General features: G+C 67.9%; 24 protein-coding genes. All 24 read right to left on the bottom strand.

The genetic code is table 11. From position 1 onward, the window contains the following. Window positions 1-43: 43 nt before the first annotated feature. The 24 genes from infA to rplC all read right to left on the bottom strand — a co-directional run bounded on the left by infA (window position 44) and on the right by rplC (window position 14,466). Complete coding sequence (gene infA / locus GQQ92_RS14225; RefSeq protein WP_021759551.1) at window positions 44-265, bottom strand: translation initiation factor IF-1; 222 nt, start codon at window positions 263-265, stop codon at window positions 44-46. 214 nt (window positions 266-479) lie between these two features. After that, window positions 480-2,138, bottom strand: a complete 1,659-nt coding sequence (gene ptsP / locus GQQ92_RS14220; RefSeq protein ID WP_156999962.1) for a phosphoenolpyruvate--protein phosphotransferase — start codon at window positions 2,136-2,138, stop codon at window positions 480-482. 105 nt (window positions 2,139-2,243) lie between these two features. Then, window positions 2,244-3,071 (bottom strand): type I methionyl aminopeptidase, encoded by an 828-nt coding sequence (gene map / locus GQQ92_RS14215; protein WP_269149185.1) that lies wholly within the window; start codon window positions 3,069-3,071, stop codon window positions 2,244-2,246. Window positions 3,072-3,076: 5 nt separating this feature from the next. Next, window positions 3,077-3,691 (bottom strand): adenylate kinase, encoded by a 615-nt coding sequence (locus GQQ92_RS14210; protein ID WP_156999960.1) that lies wholly within the window; start codon window positions 3,689-3,691, stop codon window positions 3,077-3,079. Next, window positions 3,688-5,007, bottom strand: coding sequence for a preprotein translocase subunit SecY (gene secY, locus GQQ92_RS14205; protein WP_156999959.1), 1,320 nt, complete (start codon window positions 5,005-5,007; stop codon window positions 3,688-3,690). Before secY ends, GQQ92_RS14210 begins: the two co-directional genes overlap by 4 nt. A 138-nt stretch (window positions 5,008-5,145) precedes the next feature. Next, window positions 5,146-5,835 (bottom strand): 50S ribosomal protein L15, encoded by a 690-nt coding sequence (gene rplO, locus GQQ92_RS16880; RefSeq protein ID WP_156999958.1) that lies wholly within the window; start codon window positions 5,833-5,835, stop codon window positions 5,146-5,148. Further along, window positions 5,835-6,020 carry a 50S ribosomal protein L30 gene (rpmD, locus tag GQQ92_RS14195; protein WP_055860148.1) on the bottom strand — a complete coding sequence of 62 codons (186 nt, stop codon included), beginning with the start codon at window positions 6,018-6,020 and terminating at the stop codon, window positions 5,835-5,837. The genes rplO and rpmD overlap by 1 nt, the downstream gene beginning before the upstream one ends. Further along, window positions 6,020-6,691, bottom strand: a complete 672-nt coding sequence (gene rpsE, locus GQQ92_RS14190; RefSeq protein ID WP_372493386.1) for a 30S ribosomal protein S5 — start codon at window positions 6,689-6,691, stop codon at window positions 6,020-6,022. Before rpsE ends, rpmD begins: the two co-directional genes overlap by 1 nt. A 26-nt stretch (window positions 6,692-6,717) precedes the next feature. After that, window positions 6,718-7,077, bottom strand: a complete 360-nt coding sequence (gene rplR, locus GQQ92_RS14185) for a 50S ribosomal protein L18 (protein WP_156999956.1) — start codon at window positions 7,075-7,077, stop codon at window positions 6,718-6,720. A 2-nt stretch (window positions 7,078-7,079) separates the two neighbouring features. Beyond that, window positions 7,080-7,616, bottom strand: coding sequence for a 50S ribosomal protein L6 (gene rplF, locus GQQ92_RS14180; RefSeq protein ID WP_156999955.1), 537 nt, complete (start codon window positions 7,614-7,616; stop codon window positions 7,080-7,082). Window positions 7,617-7,620: 4 nt separating this feature from the next. Continuing rightward, window positions 7,621-8,019 (bottom strand): 30S ribosomal protein S8, encoded by a 399-nt coding sequence (gene rpsH, locus GQQ92_RS14175; protein ID WP_156999954.1) that lies wholly within the window; start codon window positions 8,017-8,019, stop codon window positions 7,621-7,623. 129 nt (window positions 8,020-8,148) lie between these two features. Then, entirely contained in the window at window positions 8,149-8,736 is a 588-nt protein-coding gene (gene rplE / locus GQQ92_RS14170) for a 50S ribosomal protein L5 (RefSeq protein WP_156999953.1), read from the bottom strand. Beyond that, window positions 8,736-9,095: a 50S ribosomal protein L24 gene (gene rplX, locus GQQ92_RS14165; protein ID WP_055860164.1), complete on the bottom strand. Its 360-nt coding sequence runs from the start codon at window positions 9,093-9,095 to the stop codon at window positions 8,736-8,738. The genes rplE and rplX overlap by 1 nt, the downstream gene beginning before the upstream one ends. Before the next feature lie 2 nt (window positions 9,096-9,097). Beyond that, complete coding sequence (rplN, locus tag GQQ92_RS14160) at window positions 9,098-9,466, bottom strand: 50S ribosomal protein L14 (RefSeq protein WP_156999952.1); 369 nt, start codon at window positions 9,464-9,466, stop codon at window positions 9,098-9,100. Between the two features lie 32 nt (window positions 9,467-9,498). Beyond that, on the bottom strand, window positions 9,499-9,804 hold the full coding sequence (gene rpsQ, locus GQQ92_RS14155) for a 30S ribosomal protein S17 (protein WP_156999951.1): 306 nt from the start codon (window positions 9,802-9,804) through the stop codon (window positions 9,499-9,501). A 2-nt stretch (window positions 9,805-9,806) separates the two neighbouring features. Then, window positions 9,807-10,130 carry a 50S ribosomal protein L29 gene (gene rpmC / locus GQQ92_RS16955; protein ID WP_092967732.1) on the bottom strand — a complete coding sequence of 108 codons (324 nt, stop codon included), beginning with the start codon at window positions 10,128-10,130 and terminating at the stop codon, window positions 9,807-9,809. Next, the gene (gene rplP / locus GQQ92_RS14145; protein WP_022889731.1) at window positions 10,130-10,549 is read right to left on the bottom strand and encodes a 50S ribosomal protein L16; all 420 of its coding nucleotides are present in this window, start codon (window positions 10,547-10,549) and stop codon (window positions 10,130-10,132) included. Before rplP ends, rpmC begins: the two co-directional genes overlap by 1 nt. Window positions 10,550-10,551: 2 nt before the next feature. Then, window positions 10,552-11,304 carry a 30S ribosomal protein S3 gene (gene rpsC, locus GQQ92_RS14140; protein WP_156999950.1) on the bottom strand — a complete coding sequence of 251 codons (753 nt, stop codon included), beginning with the start codon at window positions 11,302-11,304 and terminating at the stop codon, window positions 10,552-10,554. Beyond that, window positions 11,304-11,669: a 50S ribosomal protein L22 gene (gene rplV, locus GQQ92_RS14135; RefSeq protein WP_055860181.1), complete on the bottom strand. Its 366-nt coding sequence runs from the start codon at window positions 11,667-11,669 to the stop codon at window positions 11,304-11,306. The genes rpsC and rplV overlap by 1 nt, the downstream gene beginning before the upstream one ends. A gap of 25 nt (window positions 11,670-11,694) precedes the next feature. Then, window positions 11,695-11,976 carry a 30S ribosomal protein S19 gene (rpsS, locus tag GQQ92_RS14130; protein WP_022889728.1) on the bottom strand — a complete coding sequence of 94 codons (282 nt, stop codon included), beginning with the start codon at window positions 11,974-11,976 and terminating at the stop codon, window positions 11,695-11,697. 12 nt (window positions 11,977-11,988) lie between these two features. Continuing rightward, complete coding sequence (gene rplB / locus GQQ92_RS14125) at window positions 11,989-12,828, bottom strand: 50S ribosomal protein L2 (RefSeq protein ID WP_156999949.1); 840 nt, start codon at window positions 12,826-12,828, stop codon at window positions 11,989-11,991. A 16-nt stretch (window positions 12,829-12,844) separates the two neighbouring features. Beyond that, window positions 12,845-13,147 (bottom strand): 50S ribosomal protein L23, encoded by a 303-nt coding sequence (rplW, locus tag GQQ92_RS14120; protein ID WP_156999948.1) that lies wholly within the window; start codon window positions 13,145-13,147, stop codon window positions 12,845-12,847. Further along, a complete protein-coding gene (gene rplD / locus GQQ92_RS14115; protein ID WP_156999947.1) occupies window positions 13,144-13,806 on the bottom strand; it encodes a 50S ribosomal protein L4 in 663 nt (220 codons plus the stop codon). The genes rplW and rplD overlap by 4 nt, the downstream gene beginning before the upstream one ends. 3 nt (window positions 13,807-13,809) lie before the next feature. Next, window positions 13,810-14,466, bottom strand: a complete 657-nt coding sequence (rplC, locus tag GQQ92_RS14110; protein ID WP_156999946.1) for a 50S ribosomal protein L3 — start codon at window positions 14,464-14,466, stop codon at window positions 13,810-13,812. Window positions 14,467-14,474 lie beyond the last annotated feature (8 nt).

Here is a 14,474-nt window from a genome sequence, read left to right as displayed (position 1 = left end):
TCGTGCCCGCGGGGTGCCGTGGGCCGTTACTTTCCAGCAGCGTTTACTTGTAGCGGTAGACGATGCGTCCGCGCGTCAGGTCGTAGGGGCTCAGCTCGACGATCACGCGATCCTCGGGGAGGATTCGGATGTAGTGCTGACGCATCTTGCCTGAGATGTGTGCGAGAACCTTGTGTCCGTTCGTGAGCTCCACCCGGAACATTGCGTTCGGGAGAGCCTCGACGACCGAGCCTTCGATCTCGATGACGCCGTCTTTCTTGGCCATAGCCTCACTATCGCTTGGAGTTTGGGTTGCTGGTCGTGCGATGATGCTTCGAAGCGGAGCCCGGCCGCTCGACGAGTCGTCGGGCATGCCAAGGCGCACGTGCAGAGCACCAAGGGTCAACTCTAGGTCATTCGACGCGATTAAGCCAGTCGGGCCCGCAATCCGAGCCGGTCGGCCGGTCACACCGGTCACGCCGTCCGTGACAGGGGTGCGCTCAGCCGCTCGCCGGCCGTTCGGATGCTGCAGCGGCCCGCGCCTCTGCGGCACCGTCTGCCGCGAGCGCCGCCTTCGCCATGCGCTCGGCGTCATCGCGCGTGATGCCGGCGAGCGAGGCGCGCACGTCGGCGAGTGCCGAGGGCGACATGGACAGGCTCGTCGCGCCGAGGCCCACGAGCACCGCCGCGAGCAGGGGATCCGCTGCCGCCTCGCCGCAGATGCCGACCGGCTTGCCGAGCACGGCACCGGCCGTGCCGACCTCGCCGATCAGCCGCAGCACGGCCGGATGCCACGGATCCTGCAGCCCGGCGACCGAGCCGAGCAACCGGTCGGCGGCCATCGTGTACTGGGTGAGGTCGTTCGTGCCGATCGAGGCGAAGTCGGCGACCGCGAGGATCCGGTCGGCGATGAGCGCTGCGGCCGGCGTCTCGACCATGACCCCCGCGACGCGGATGCCGAGCTCGCGCGCGAGGCCGGTGAAGTACCGGGTCTCCTCGACGGTGGCCACCATCGGCGCCATCACCTCGAGTCGGGCGTCGGTCGCGGCATCCGCTCTCGCGAGGGCCGTGAGCTGATCGCGCAGGATCTGCTCCGAGACGCGGAGCGAGCGCAAACCGCGGAGGCCGAGTGCCGGGTTCGGCTCCTCCGATGCGTCGAGGAACGCCAACGGCTTGTCGGCACCGGCGTCGAGCACCCGGACGACGACCTTGCGACCCGGGAACGCGGCGAGCAGGCGGGTGTACTGCTCCTGCTGGGCGTCGACCGACGGCGCCTCCGCGGCGTCGAGGAAGAGGAACTCGGTGCGGAACAGCCCGACGCCCTCGGCGCCGAGCGCGGCGGCCTCGGGCGCCGCGGCGGCCGACCCGAGGTTCGCCAGCAGCGGGATCGGGGTGCCGTCGGCGAGTGCCCCCGGCAGCGCGGGCGCGTCGGCGCGCGCAGCCCGCTGCTCGATGCGGACGCGTGCCGCCGCGAGCTCCTCGGCCGAGGGGTCGGCGACGACGGTGCCGTTCGCGGCGTCGACGACGACCTCGGCGCCGTCGACGAGGCTCGACGCATCGTGCGCGCCGACGATCGCGACGAGCGCCTTCTCCCGGGCCAGGATGGCGGTGTGCGAGGTGGGGCCGCCCTCGGCCGTGACGACGGCCAGCACCAGGTCGAGGTCGAGCGAAGCGGCATCGGCGGGCGAGAGGTCGTGGGCGACCAGGACGAACGGATGCCCCGGCGCCGGCAGGCCGGGCGCCGCGACCCCTGCGAGCGCGGCGCGCACGCGCTGCGACACGTCATCGAGGTCGGGCGCACGCTCGGCGAGGTAACCCCCCATGCCGAGCAGGACCTCGCGGTAGCCGGCGAATCCCTCGAACACCGCCCGCTCGGCGGTCGCACCCTGTCCGACGCGCTCGGCGATGCCGCCGGCGAGCGTCGGGTCCTGCGCCATGAGCGACTGCGCCTCGAGGATCTGCTGCGCGGCGCCGCCTGCGCTTCGGCCGCGCTCGAGCAGCTCGGCGCCGACCGCTGCGAGCGCCCGGTTCGCCCGATCCGCCTCGGTCGCGGGGTCGAGCCTGCTCGGCTCTGCGGACGGTTCCGGCAACGGATCCGCCATGCGAGCGACGGGGCCGATCGCGACTCCCCCGCCGATGCCCGTGCCAGTGATCAGCATCCGTCGTCCTCCCGTCTGGCCGTTCAGACCGGTCTCGAGCGTCCTGCACGGCTCCCCCGCACCTCACCCTAGTCGCCGAGGGACGCGGGCGCGCCGTTGCGGGCGTCAGGGAATCGGAACGGGTGCGATGCCGAACGGCGCGAGCCCCGCGGCGCCGCCGTCCTCGGCGGTCAGCACCCAGATGCCGTCGGCGTGGACGGCGACCGAGTGCTCCCAGTGGGCCGAGTCGGCGCCGTCGGAGGTGGTCACGGTCCAGCCGTCGTCGCGCACGAAGGTCTCGATCGATCCGGCCACGATCATCGGCTCGATCGCCACCACGAGGCCGGGCCGCACCACGGGGCCCCGCCGATCGACACGGTAGTTGAACACCGGAGGTTCCTCGTGCATCGACCGGCCGATGCCGTGGCCCACGTAGTCGGTGAGAATGCCGTATTCGCCCTCGCGCTCGACGAACTCCTCGATCGCGAATCCGACCTCGTTGAGCCGGCGCACCGTCGCGAGGGCCGCGACTCCCGCCCACAGCGCCCCCTCGGTGACCTCGCTCAGCCGCATGCGGGCGGCCACCACGTCGGGCCGCTCCGGATCGGGGATCACGGTCGTGAACGCGGCGTCGCCGTTCCAGCCGTCGACCTCGGCCCCGCCGTCGACGGAGACGATGTCACCGGGCCGGAAGGCGCGGTCGACGGGGATGCCGTGCACCACGTCGTCGCCCACGGACACGCAGAGCGTGTGACGATAGCCCGGCTCGAGCTTGAAGTTGGAACGCCCGCCTCGCTCGAGGATCACGCGCTCGGCCGCCGCGTCGAGCGCGAGTCCGTCGGAGCCCGGCACGATCAGCCGTCGTGCGGCCGCGAGGGCGGCCGCGGTCGCCTCGCCGGCGGCGCGCATGGAGCGCAGCTCCTGCGCCGACTTGTAGATCGACCGGCGGAACACGCGGGTCAGGCCGCGGCGCCCGCGACCAGCCCGCGCGTCGCGAGGCCTTCGAAGATGCGCTGCGTGACCTCGTCGAGCGTTCCGACGCCGTCGATCTTCACCACGAGGCCGTGTTCGCGGTACACGTCGAGGATCGGGGCGGTCTCGCGCTCGTAGATCGCCAGACGGTTCGCGATGACCTCTTCGGTGTCGTCGGTGCGGCCCTGCTGCACGGCGCGGTCATGCAGTCGCGCGATGCTCTCGCGGCGGGGGACGTCGAGCTCGATGACCGCGTCGAGCGCCTCGCCCCGTGCCGTCAGGAACGCGGCGAGGTCGTCGACCTGGCCGCGGTTGCGCGGGTAGCCGTCGAGCAGGAAGCCCTGCGCCGCATCGGCCTGCTCGAGGCGGTCGCGCACGAGTTCGCTCGTCAGCGCGTCGGGCACGAGATCGCCGGCCTCGATGATGGCCTGCACGCGCTTGCCGAGCTCGGTGCCGCCGGCGACGTTCGCGCGGAAGATGTCGCCGGTGGCGACCTGGGGCACGCCGAAGGCCTCGGCGACGAGCACGCCCTGCGTGCCCTTGCCGGAGCCCTGCGGGCCGACGATCAGGAACCGAGCGGAGCCGGTGGCGGAGGCCGTCATCGGAGGAGCCCTTCGTAGTGGCGCTGCTGGAGCTGCGCATCGATCTGCTTCACGGTCTCGAGGCCGACACCCACGATGATGAGGATCGAGGCGCCGCCGAACGGGAAGTTCTGGTTGGCGCCGAACGCCGACAGCGCGATGAGCGGCAGCAGCGCGATGAGGCCGAGGTAGAGCGAGCCCGGCAGCGTGATGCGCGTGAGCACGTAGTCGAGGTACTCGGCGGTCGGGCGGCCGGCGCGGATGCCCGGGATGAACCCGCCGTACTTCTTCATGTTCTCGGCGACCTCGTCGGGGTTGAACGTGATCGCGACGTAGAAGTACGTGAACCCGACGATGAGCAGGAAGTACAGGAGCATGTAGAGCGGGTGGTCGCCCTTGGTGAGGTAGTTCGTGATCCACACGACCCATGCCTGCGGCTCCTCGCCGGCGGCCGGCTGGTTGAACTGCGCGATGAGGGCGGGCAGGTACAGCAGGGACGAGGCGAAGATCACGGGCACGACGCCGGCCATGTTGACCTTGATCGGGATGTAGGTGTTGTTGCCGCCGTACGTGCGCCGCCCGACCATGCGCTTGGCGTACTGCACGGGAACCCGTCGCTGGGACTGCTCGACGAACACGACGGCGACGACGACCAGCAGCCCGACGGCGAGCACCACGAAGAACGTGTCGAGGCCGCGCGCCTGGGCGATCGACCAGAGCGAGCCGGGGAAGCTCGAGGCGATCGAGGTGAAGATGAGCAGCGACATGCCGTTGCCGATGCCGCGCTCGGTGATGAGCTCGCCCATCCACATGATGAGGCCGGTGCCGGCGGTCATCGTGATGACCATGAGGAGGATCGCGTACCAGGCGTCGTTCGTGATCAGCTGCGAGCACGACGGGTCGCTCGAGGGGAACAGCGCACCCGAACGGGCGACGGTGATGAGCGTGGTGGACTGCAGCACGCCGAGCGCGATGGTCAGGTACCGGGTGTACTGCGTGAGGCGGCCCTGACCCGACTGCCCCTCCTTGTAGAGGGTCTCGAAGTGGGGGATGACGACGCGCAGGAGCTGCACGATGATCGATGCCGTGATGTACGGCATGATGCCGAGCGCGAAGATCGACAGCTGGAGCAGCGCTCCGCCCGAGAAGAGGTTCACGAGCTCGTAGAGGCCCGTCGTGGTCTGGCTGGCGGCGAGACACGCCTGCACGTTGCCGAAGTCCACGAACGGCGCGGGGATGAACGAGCCGAGTCGGAACAGGGCGACGATGCCCAGCGTGAACCCGAGCTTGCGGCGAAGATCCGGCGTGCGGAAGATCCGCCCGATGGCGTTGAACACTCGTCCTCCTGTTACTCCGTCGTGGAGTCAGTCTTACTCCGTCGTGGAGTCAGTCCAAATATGGCTCGAGCCTGTCGAGACCCTCGTGAATCATACGCGAGGTCCCGACAGGCTCGAACCGATGGTGGTGCTTTGGTCCTACTTGACCGAACCGCCGGCGGCGACGATCTTCTGCTCGGCGGAGCCGGAGACCTTGTCGACCGCGACGTTCAGCTTGACCTGGAGGTCGCCGTTGCCGAGGACCTTGACACGCTCGTTCTTGCGGACGGCGCCCTTCTCGACCAGGTCGGCGATGGTGACGTCGCCGCCCTTCGGGTAGAGCTCCGCGAGCTTGTCCAGGTTCACGACCTGGTACTCGACGCGGAACGGGTTCTTGAAGCCGCGCAGCTTCGGCGCACGCATGTGGTACGGAAGCTGGCCACCCTCGAACCCGGGGCGGATGTTGTTGCGGGCCTTCGAACCCTTGGTGCCGCGACCGGCCGTCTTGCCCTTGGAACCCTCACCGCGTCCGACGCGGGTCTTGTCCTTCTTGGCACCGGGGGCCGGACGAAGGTGGTGCACCTTCAGCACGGGCTCGCGCTTCTCGGCGACGTCCGCCTTGGGAGCGGCCGTCTTCGCAGGAGCTGCCTTCTTCGCGGGGGCCTTCTTCGCAGGCGCCTTCTCGGCGGCGGCGTCGTCGGCCTTCGCGGCGGCGGCCTTGGCCGGCGCCTTCTTGGCAGCGGCCGCCTTGGGGGCGGCCTTCTTCTCGGCGGCGGGCTTGTCGGCCGCCTTCTTCGCGGGAGCCTTCTTGGGGGCTTCTGCGGTGGCGTCGATCTTCTCGTCAGCCATTAGTCAATCTCCTCAACCTTCACGAGGTGAGCGACGGTGTTGACGTACCCGCGGTTCTGCGGGTTGTCCTCACGCACGACCGACTGGCCGATTCGCTTGAGCCCGAGGCTGCGCAGCGTGTCACGCTGGTACTGCTTCTCGCTCACCTTGGACTTGATCTGGGTCACCTTGAGCTGCTTGGCCATCAGGCACCTGCCTTCGCTGCTGCGGCGGCCTCGGCCGCCTGCGCCTCGGCACGCAGCAGACGGGCCGGCGCGACCTGGTCGTAGTCGAGACCACGACGGGCGGCGACGGCACGCGGCTCTTCGAGCTGCTTCAGCGACTCGACGGTTGCGTGCACGATGTTGATCGTGTTCGACGAGCCGAGCGACTTCGACAGCACGTCGTGGATGCCGGCGCACTCGAGCACGGCGCGCACGGGACCGCCGGCGATGACACCGGTACCCGGCGACGCCGGACGCAGGAGGACGACACCGGCGGCCGCCTCGCCCTGCACGGGGTGCGGGATGGTCGAGCCGACGCGGGGAACGCGGAAGAAGTTCTTCTTCGCCTCCTCGACGCCCTTCGAGATCGCGGTCGGGACCTCGCGCGCCTTGCCGTAGCCGACGCCGACGAGACCGTTGCCGTCACCCACGACGACGAGCGCCGTGAAGCTGAAGCGACGGCCGCCCTTGACGACCTTCGACACGCGGTTGATGGTGACGACGCGCTCGAGGAACTGGCTCTTCTCGGCGTCGCGGCCACCGCGGTCGCGGCCGCCCTGGTTGCGATCGCGACCGCCGCCGCGGCGGTTGTCGCGCTCGTTGCGAGCCGGCTCAGAGGCTGCGGCCGTCTCGACGGGTGCCTCTGCAGTCACCTCGGTCTCCTTCACAGTGTTCTCACTCACAGGTTGAGCCCTGCCTCTCGCGCTCCATCGGCGATCGCTGCGACACGACCGGCGTACTTGTTTCCGCCGCGGTCGAAGACGACCGACTCGATGCCGGCCTGCTTCGCGCGCTCGGCGACGAGCTCGCCGACCTTCTTGGCCTTGGCGGTCTTGTCACCGTCGAACGCACGGAGGTCTGCCTCCATGGTCGAGGCGCTGGCGACGGTCAGGCCCTTGCTGTCGTCGACGACCTGCACGAACACGTGACGTGCCGAGCGGGTGACGACGAGGCGCGGACGCAGCTCCGTGCCGACGACCTTCTTGCGAAGGCGGGTGTGGCGGCGCGAACGCGCAGCCGTCTTGGTCTTCACAGCCATGATTACTTACCTGACTTTCCGGCCTTGCGACGCACGACCTCGCCGGCGTAGCGGATGCCCTTGCCCTTGTAGGGCTCGGGCTTCTTGATCTTGCGGATGTTCGCAGCGGTCTCGCCGACGGCCTGCTTGTCGATGCCGGCGACCGTGATCTTGTTGTTGCCCTCGACAGTCAGCGTGATGCCGGTCGGGGCTTCGACGACGACGGGGTGCGAGAAGCCGAGCGCGAGCTCGAGCGACGAGCCCTTCTGCGCGACGCGGTAGCCCGTGCCGACGATCTCGAGGCCCTTGGAGTAGCCCTGAGTGACGCCGATGATCTGGTTCGCGATCAGCGTGCGGGTGAGGCCGTGCAGCGAGCGCGAGGCGCGCTCGTCGTCGGGACGGGTGACGAGAACCTGGTTCTCCTCGACCTTCGCCTCGATGGGCGACGCGATGGTGAGCGCCAGCTCGCCCTTGGGGCCCTTGACGGAGACGGCGGAGCCGTCGATCTTGACCTCGACACCCGCGGGGATGTCGATGGGGAGTCGTCCGATTCGTGACATGGAACTACCACACGTAGGCGAGGACTTCCCCACCCACGCCCTTCTTCTCGGCCTGGCGGTCGGTCAGCAGACCGCTGGAGGTGGACAGGATCGCGACGCCGAGGCCGCCGAGCACCTTGGGGATCTCGGTCGACTTCGCGTAGACGCGGAGGCCGGGCTTCGAGACGCGCTTGATGCCCGCGATCGAACGCTCGCGGTTCGGGCCGAACTTGAGGGTCAGCGTGAGATCCTTGCCGACGCGCGCGTCGGTGATCTCGAAGCCGGCGATGTAGCCCTCGTTGGTGAGGATCTCGGCGATGTGCGACTTCAGCTTGGAGTTCGGCATCTTCACGGTGTCGTGGTGCGCCGAGTTCGCATTGCGAAGGCGGGTCAGCATGTCAGCGACCGGGTCGGTCATCGTCATGACAGATGTTTCCTAACGTTCACCAGGTTTCAACACCCGTTACACGAGTGGTGACCTGTGGTGGTTGGCTCCGACGGATGTCGGGACCGGGGTCGGATGCCGCGGGGCTGGCCCCGCGGCATCCGAGGATCACTTGGCGGACTCGGCGGCCTTGAACGGGAAGCCGAGCGCCTTGAGCAGCGCACGACCCTCGTCGTCGTTCTTGGCGGTGGTCACCACGGTGATGTCCATGCCGCGAACGCGGTCGATCTTGTCCTGGTCGATCTCGTGGAACACGGACTGCTCCGTGAGACCGAAGGTGTAGTTGCCGTTGCCGTCGAACTGCGCGTCCGAGAGGCCGCGGAAGTCGCGGATACGGGGCAGCGCGAGCGAGAGCAGGCGGTCGAGGAACTCCCACATGCGGTCGCCGCGGAGCGTGACGTGCGCACCGATGGGCTGGCCCTCACGCAGCTTGAACTGCGCGATGGACTTGCGTGCCTTCGTGACCTGCGGCTTCTGACCGGTGATCTTGGTGAGATCGGCGATCGCGCCGTCGATGATCTTGCCATCGCGCGCGGCCTCGCCGACACCCATGTTCACGACGATCTTCACGAGACCCGGAACCTGGTGCACGTTGGTGTAGCCGTGCGCCTCGGTGAGGGCTTTCGAGATCTCGTCCCGGTACTTGGTCTTCAGTCGCGGCTGGATTTTGCCAGCCTGCGTAGCCGTGTCGGTCATCAGATGTCCTTGCCTGACTTCTTTGCGTAACGAACGCGGACCGTCTTGGTGACGCCGTCCTTCGTGATCTGCTCTTCGCGGAAGCCGACGCGGGTCGGCTTCTTCGTCTCGGGGTCGACGAGCGCCACGTTCGACACGTGGATCGGCGCCTCGTGGGTCTCGATGCCGCCGGTCTTCGAACCGCGCTGCGTCTGGCCGACGCGCACGTGCTTGGTGACGAAGTTCACACCCTGCACGACGACGCGGTTCTCGGCGACGAGCACCTCGATGACCTTGCCCTGCTTGCCGCGGTCTCCGCCGCGGGCCTGGCTGCGGCCCGAGATGACCTGAACGAGGTCACCCTTCTTGATGTTGGCCATGACTAGATAACCTCCGGTGCCAGCGAGATGATCTTCATGAACTTCTTGTCGCGAAGCTCGCGACCGACCGGTCCGAAGATACGGGTGCCGCGAGGGTCACCATCGTTCTTCAGGATCACCGCGGCGTTCTCGTCGAACTTGATGTACGAACCGTCGGGACGACGGGTCTCCTTGACGGTGCGGACGATGACGGCCTTGACCACATCGCCCTTCTTGACGTTGCCGCCGGGGATCGCGTCCTTGACCGTGGCGACGATGACGTCACCCAGGCCGGCGTAGCGACGCTTGGACCCGCCGAGCACGCGAATGGTGAGCAGCTCCTTGGCGCCGGTGTTGTCGGCGACCTTGACTCGTGATTCCTGCTGAAGCACTGTTGTCTCCTTCTAACAAGCAAGCCAGAGGCTTACTTGGCCTTCTCGACGATTTCGACGAGGCGCCAGCGCTTCGTGGCGGAGAGCGGACGGGTCTCGGTGATCACGACGAGGTCGCCGATGCCGGCGGAGTTCTGCTCGTCGTGGGCCTTGATCTTCGAGGTGCGGCGAATGACCTTGCCGTAGAGCGGGTGCTTCACGCGGTCCTCGACCTCGACGACGATGGTCTTCTCCATCTTGTCGCTGACGACGTAGCCACGACGAACCTTGCGGTACCCGCGAACGAGTTCGGCCGACTCGGCGACCTCGGCTGCAGCAGCCTTCTTGGTCTCAGCCATGTTCAGGCCTCCTTCGTCTCTTCGGCCTCGGCCGGGGCAGCTGCCTCGGCCTTGGCCTTCTTCGTCTTCTTCTCAGCCTTGGCCGGAGCCTCGACCGGTGCGGGAGTGGCACGGATGCCGAGCTCGCGCTCACGGATGACCGTGTAGATGCGGGCGATGTCGCGCTTGACGGCACGCAGGCGGCCGTGGCTCTCGAGCTGACCGGTGGCCGACTGGAAGCGCAGGTTGAACAGCTCCTCCTTGGCCTTCTTCAGCTCGTCGACGAGTCGCTCGTCTTCAAAGGTGTCGAGCTCGACGGTGGCGAGCTCCTTCGTTCCGACGGACATTATGCGTCGCCCTCCTCGCGCTTGATGATGCGTGCCTTGAGGGGCAGCTTGTGGATGGCACGGGTCATGGCCTCGCGAGCGAGTTCCTCGGAGACGCCCGAGACCTCGAAGAGGACCCGACCCGGCTTGACGTTGGCGACCCACCACTCGGGCGAACCCTTACCGGAACCCATGCGGGTTTCGGCCGGCTTCTTCGTGAGCGGACGGTCGGGGTAGATGTTGATCCACACCTTGCCGCCACGCTTGATGTGACGCGTCATGGCGATACGAGCGGACTCGATCTGACGGTTCGTCACGTAAGCGGGCGTCAGCGCCTGGATGCCGTACTCACCGAACGACACCTTGGTGCCGCCGGTGGCCTGGCCCGAGCGGCCGGGGTGGTGCTGCTTGCGGTACTTGACTCGACGGGGAATCAACATGGTTATGCCTCAACTCCTGCTGCCACCGGCTCCTGCGCCTTGGGCGCACGGCGGGGACGGTCATTGCGGTCGCCGCGGGACGGCTTCTGCGAAGCCTGCTCACGAGCGAGCTCCTTGTTGGTGATGTCGCCCTTGTAGATCCAGACCTTCACGCCGATGCGGCCGAAGGTGGTCTTCGCCTCGTAGAAGCCGTAGTCGATGTTCGCGCGAAGCGTGTGCAGGGGCACGCGGCCTTCGCGGTAGAACTCGGAACGGCTCATCTCGGCGCCGCCGAGGCGGCCCGACACCTGGATGCGGATGCCCTTGGCACCTGCGCGCTGGGCGCCCTGCAGGCCCTTGCGCATCGCGCGGCGGAACGCCACACGTGCGGAGAGCTGCTCGGCGATGCCCTGGGCGACGAGCTGGGCGTCGGCCTCGGGGTTCTTGACCTCGAGGATGTTGAGCTGGATCTGCTTGCCGCTCAGCTTCTCGAGGTCGGCGCGGATGCGCTCGGCCTCGGCGCCGCGGCGGCCGATCACGATGCCGGGACGCGCGGTGTGGATGTCCACACGCACACGGTCACGGGTGCGCTCGATCTCGATGCGCGAGACTCCCGCGCGGTCGAGCGACGTCTGGAGCAGACGACGGATCTTGACATCCTCGGCGAGGTAGTCGGCGTAGCGCTGTCCGGGCTTGGTCGAGTCGGAGAACCACCGCGACACATGGTCGGTGGTGATGCCGAGACGGAAGCCGTACGGGTTTACCTTCTGACCCATTACTTCGTACCCTCCTCGGGCGTGGCGAGCACGACGGTGATGTGGCTCGTTCGCTTGTTGATGCGGAAGGCACGACCCTGCGCGCGCGGCTGGAATCGCTTGAGGGTGGTGCCCTCATCGACGAATGCGCGGCTGATGTAGAGGTCCTGCTCGTCCAGGTAGGTGTTCGTTGCATCGGCCTTGACGCGAGCGTTCGCGATGGCCGAGGCGACGAGCTTGTACACCGGCTCGCTCGCACTCTGGGGTGCGAACTTCAGGATGGCGAGTGCCTCCTGTGCCTGCTTGCCGCGGATCAGGTTGACGACGCGACGGGCCTTCATGGGGGTCACGCGGATGTGACGCACGCGTGCGATCGACTCCACCATTTCTCTCCTCCTTTTCGCCCCCGCGTCAGCGGCGGCGACCCTTCTTGTCGTCCTTCACGTGTCCACGGAAGGTGCGGGTGGGGGCGAACTCTCCGAGCTTGTGACCCACCATGGTCTCGGTGACGAACACCGGGATGTGCTTGCGGCCGTCGTGCACGGCGATCGTGTGCCCGAGCATGGCCGGGATGATCATCGAGCGACGGGACCACGTCTTGATGACGTTCTTGGAACCGGCTTCGTTCTGGACGACGACCTTGCGAAGCAGGTGCTCGTCGACGAAGGGGCCCTTCTTAAGACTGCGAGGCATCTTCTCTTACTCCTACTTGCGCTTCTTGCCGACGGTGCGACGACGGACGATGAGCTTGTCGCTTTCCTTGTTGGGGCGACGCGTGCGTCCCTCGGACTTGCCCCAGGGGCTGACCGGGTGGCGACCACCGGAGGTCTTGCCCTCACCACCACCGTGCGGGTGGTCGATCGGGTTCATCGCGACACCGCGGACGGTCGGGCGGACGCCCTTCCAGCGCATACGGCCGGCCTTGCCCCAGTTGATGTTCGACTGCTCGGCGTTGCCGACCTCGCCGATGGTGGCGCGGCAGCGTGCGTCGACGTTGCGGATCTCGCCCGACGGCAGACGGAGCTGCGCGTAGGGGCCGTCCTTGGCGACGAGACGCACCGAGGCGCCGGCCGAGCGGGCCATCTTCGCGCCGCCGCCGGGGCGGAGCTCGATGGCGTGCACGACGGTACCGGTGGGGATGTTCTTCAGCGGCAGGTTGTTGCCCGGCTTGATGTCGGCGTTGGGGCCCGACTCGATCGGGTCGCCCTGCTGCAGCTTCGCCGGAGCGAGGATGTAGCGCTTGGTGCCGTCCACGAAGTGGAGCAGCGCGATGCGCGCGGTGCGGTTGGGGTCGTACTCGATGTGAGCGACCTTGGCCGGCACGCCGTCCTTGTCGTTGCGACGGAAGTCGATCACGCGGTACTGGCGCTTGTGGCCACCACCGATGTGACGGGTCGTGATGCGACCCTGGTTGTTGCGTCCACCGGTCTTCGAGAGCGGCTTGAGCAGCGACTTCTCGGGCGTCGAGCGCGTGATCTCCGCGAAGTCGGCGACCGACGAACCGCGACGACCCGGGGTCGTGGGCTTGTACTTACGAATAGCCATGTTCTTCCTCTGCTCCTTAGCCGACAGCCGTGAAGATGTCGATCGAGCCGGACTTGAGGGTGACGATCGCGCGCTTGGTGTCCTTGCGCTTGCCCATGCCGAACCGGGTACGGCGGGTCTTGCCCTGACGGTTCAGGGTGTTGATCGACGCCACCTGGACGTTGAAGATCTTCTCGATGGCGAGCTTGATCTCGGTCTTGTTCGAGCGGGGGTCCACGGTGAACGTGTACTTGCCCTCGTCGATCAGGCCGTAGCTCTTCTCCGAGACGACCGGCGCGAGGATGATGTCGCGCGGGTCCTTGTTGTGTGCGGCGCTCATGCCGAGACCTCTTCCTTCTTCGCCGTCTTCGAGGCGATGAAGGCCTCGAGTGCGGCGGTGCTGAAGACGATGTCGTCGGAGACGAGCACGTCGTAGGCGTTCAGCTGGTCGACCGGCAGCACGTGCACGGTCGGGATGTTGCGGACGGCGCGCTCCGAGAGCTCCTCGCCGCGCTCGAGCACCACGAGGTGGCGCTTCGCCGGGGCGATCGACGTGAGGAGCGCGAGCGCTTCCTTCGTCTTGGCCACGTCACCGGCGACGAAACCCTCGACCGCGTGGATGCGGCCGCCGCGTGCGCGGTCGGAGAGCGCGCCGAGCAGAGCCGCGGCGATCATCTTCTTGGGGGTGCGCTGCGAGTAGTCGCGCGGCTGCGGGCCGTGGACGATGCCACCGCCGGTCATCTGAGGAGCGCGGATCGAGCCCTGACGAGCGCGGCCGGTGCCCTTCTGCTTGAACGGCTTGCGGCCGGCGCCGGAGACCTCACCACGGGTCTTGGTCTTGTGCGTGCCCTGACGCGCGGCGGCGAGCTGGGCGACGACGACCTGGTGGATCAGCGGCACGTTGGTCTGCACGTCGAAGAGCTCGGCGGGGAGCTCAACGGTGCCGGACTTCTTGCCGGTGGCGTCGAGGGTGTCGATGGTGTTGGTCGCGGTAGCCATGGACTACGCCCCCTTCACTGCGTTGCGGACGAAAACGAGACGGCCGCGCGCACCGGGGACGGCGCCCTTGACGAGCAGCAGACCCTTCTCGGCGTCGACGGCGTGCACGCGGAGGTTGAGCACGGTCACGCGCTCGCCACCCATGCGGCCGGCCATGCGCATGCCCTTGAAGACGCGGCTGGGCGTCGACGAGGCACCGATGGAACCGGGCTTGCGGTGGTTGCGGTGCGAACCGTGCGAGGCGGAGACGCCCTTGAAGTTGTGGCGCTTCATGACACCGGCGAAGCCCTTGCCCTTGCTCGTGCCGACGACGTCGACGAGCTGGCCGGCCTCGAAGGCACCCTCGACGGGGAGCTCCTGGCCGAGGGAGTACGACGCGGCATCCGCGGTGCGGACCTCGGTCAGGTGGCGGCGGGGGGTCACGCCGGCGGCGGCGAAGTGGCCGGTCGCGGGCTGGTTGACCTTGCGCGGGTCGATGGCGCCTGCGGCGATCTGCACAGCCTCGTAGCCGTCGCGCTCGACGGTACGCAGCTGGGTGACCACGTTGGGGGCGATCTCGATGACGGTCACGGGAACGAGCTTGTTGTTCTCGTCCCACACCTGGGTCATGCCGAGCTTGGTGCCGAGCAGACCCTTCACGTTCTTGGTAGCGGAAGACATCTGTTACC

Origin of the sequence: Agromyces terreus (assembly GCF_009749465.1) — a bacterium.
GTDB classification, from domain to species: domain Bacteria; phylum Actinomycetota; class Actinomycetes; order Actinomycetales; family Microbacteriaceae; genus Agromyces; species Agromyces terreus.
Note: the sequence above shows the minus strand (reverse complement) of the source record. Positions and strands in the feature narration are given on the sequence as shown.

Bases quoted from the DNA above. Each gene is read 5' to 3' on its own strand.
- infA (WP_021759551.1), bottom strand. From the start codon at position 265: ATGGCCAAGAAAGACGGCGTCATCGAGATCGAAGGCTCGGTCGTCGAG.
- ptsP (WP_156999962.1), bottom strand. From the start codon at position 2,138: ATGCTGATCACTGGCACGGGCATCGGCGGGGGAGTCGCGATCGGCCCC.
- GQQ92_RS14210 (WP_156999960.1), bottom strand. From the start codon at position 3,691: ATGACGGCCTCCGCCACCGGCTCCGCTCGGTTCCTGATCGTCGGCCCG.
- rplO (WP_156999958.1), bottom strand. From the start codon at position 5,835: ATGGCTGACGAGAAGATCGACGCCACCGCAGAAGCCCCCAAGAAGGCT.
- rpmD (WP_055860148.1), bottom strand. From the start codon at position 6,020: ATGGCCAAGCAGCTCAAGGTGACCCAGATCAAGTCCAAGGTGAGCGAG.
- rplR (WP_156999956.1), bottom strand. From the start codon at position 7,077: ATGGCTGTGAAGACCAAGACGGCTGCGCGTTCGCGCCGCCACACCCGC.
- rplF (WP_156999955.1), bottom strand. From the start codon at position 7,616: ATGTCACGAATCGGACGACTCCCCATCGACATCCCCGCGGGTGTCGAG.
- rpsH (WP_156999954.1), bottom strand. From the start codon at position 8,019: ATGACGATGACCGACCCGGTCGCTGACATGCTGACCCGCCTTCGCAAT.
- rplE (WP_156999953.1), bottom strand. From the start codon at position 8,736: ATGACCGACACGGCTACGCAGGCTGGCAAAATCCAGCCGCGACTGAAG.
- rplX (WP_055860164.1), bottom strand. From the start codon at position 9,095: ATGGCCAACATCAAGAAGGGTGACCTCGTTCAGGTCATCTCGGGCCGC.
- rpsQ (WP_156999951.1), bottom strand. From the start codon at position 9,804: ATGGCTGAGACCAAGAAGGCTGCTGCAGCCGAGGTCGCCGAGTCGGCC.
- rpmC (WP_092967732.1), bottom strand. From the start codon at position 10,130: ATGTCCGTCGGAACGAAGGAGCTCGCCACCGTCGAGCTCGACACCTTT.
- rplP (WP_022889731.1), bottom strand. From the start codon at position 10,549: ATGTTGATTCCCCGTCGAGTCAAGTACCGCAAGCAGCACCACCCCGGC.
- rpsC (WP_156999950.1), bottom strand. From the start codon at position 11,304: ATGGGTCAGAAGGTAAACCCGTACGGCTTCCGTCTCGGCATCACCACC.
- rplV (WP_055860181.1), bottom strand. From the start codon at position 11,669: ATGGTGGAGTCGATCGCACGCGTGCGTCACATCCGCGTGACCCCCATG.
- rpsS (WP_022889728.1), bottom strand. From the start codon at position 11,976: ATGCCTCGCAGTCTTAAGAAGGGCCCCTTCGTCGACGAGCACCTGCTT.
- rplB (WP_156999949.1), bottom strand. From the start codon at position 12,828: ATGGCTATTCGTAAGTACAAGCCCACGACCCCGGGTCGTCGCGGTTCG.
- rplW (WP_156999948.1), bottom strand. From the start codon at position 13,147: ATGAGCGCCGCACACAACAAGGACCCGCGCGACATCATCCTCGCGCCG.
- rplD (WP_156999947.1), bottom strand. From the start codon at position 13,806: ATGGCTACCGCGACCAACACCATCGACACCCTCGACGCCACCGGCAAG.
- rplC (WP_156999946.1), bottom strand. From the start codon at position 14,466: ATGTCTTCCGCTACCAAGAACGTGAAGGGTCTGCTCGGCACCAAGCTC.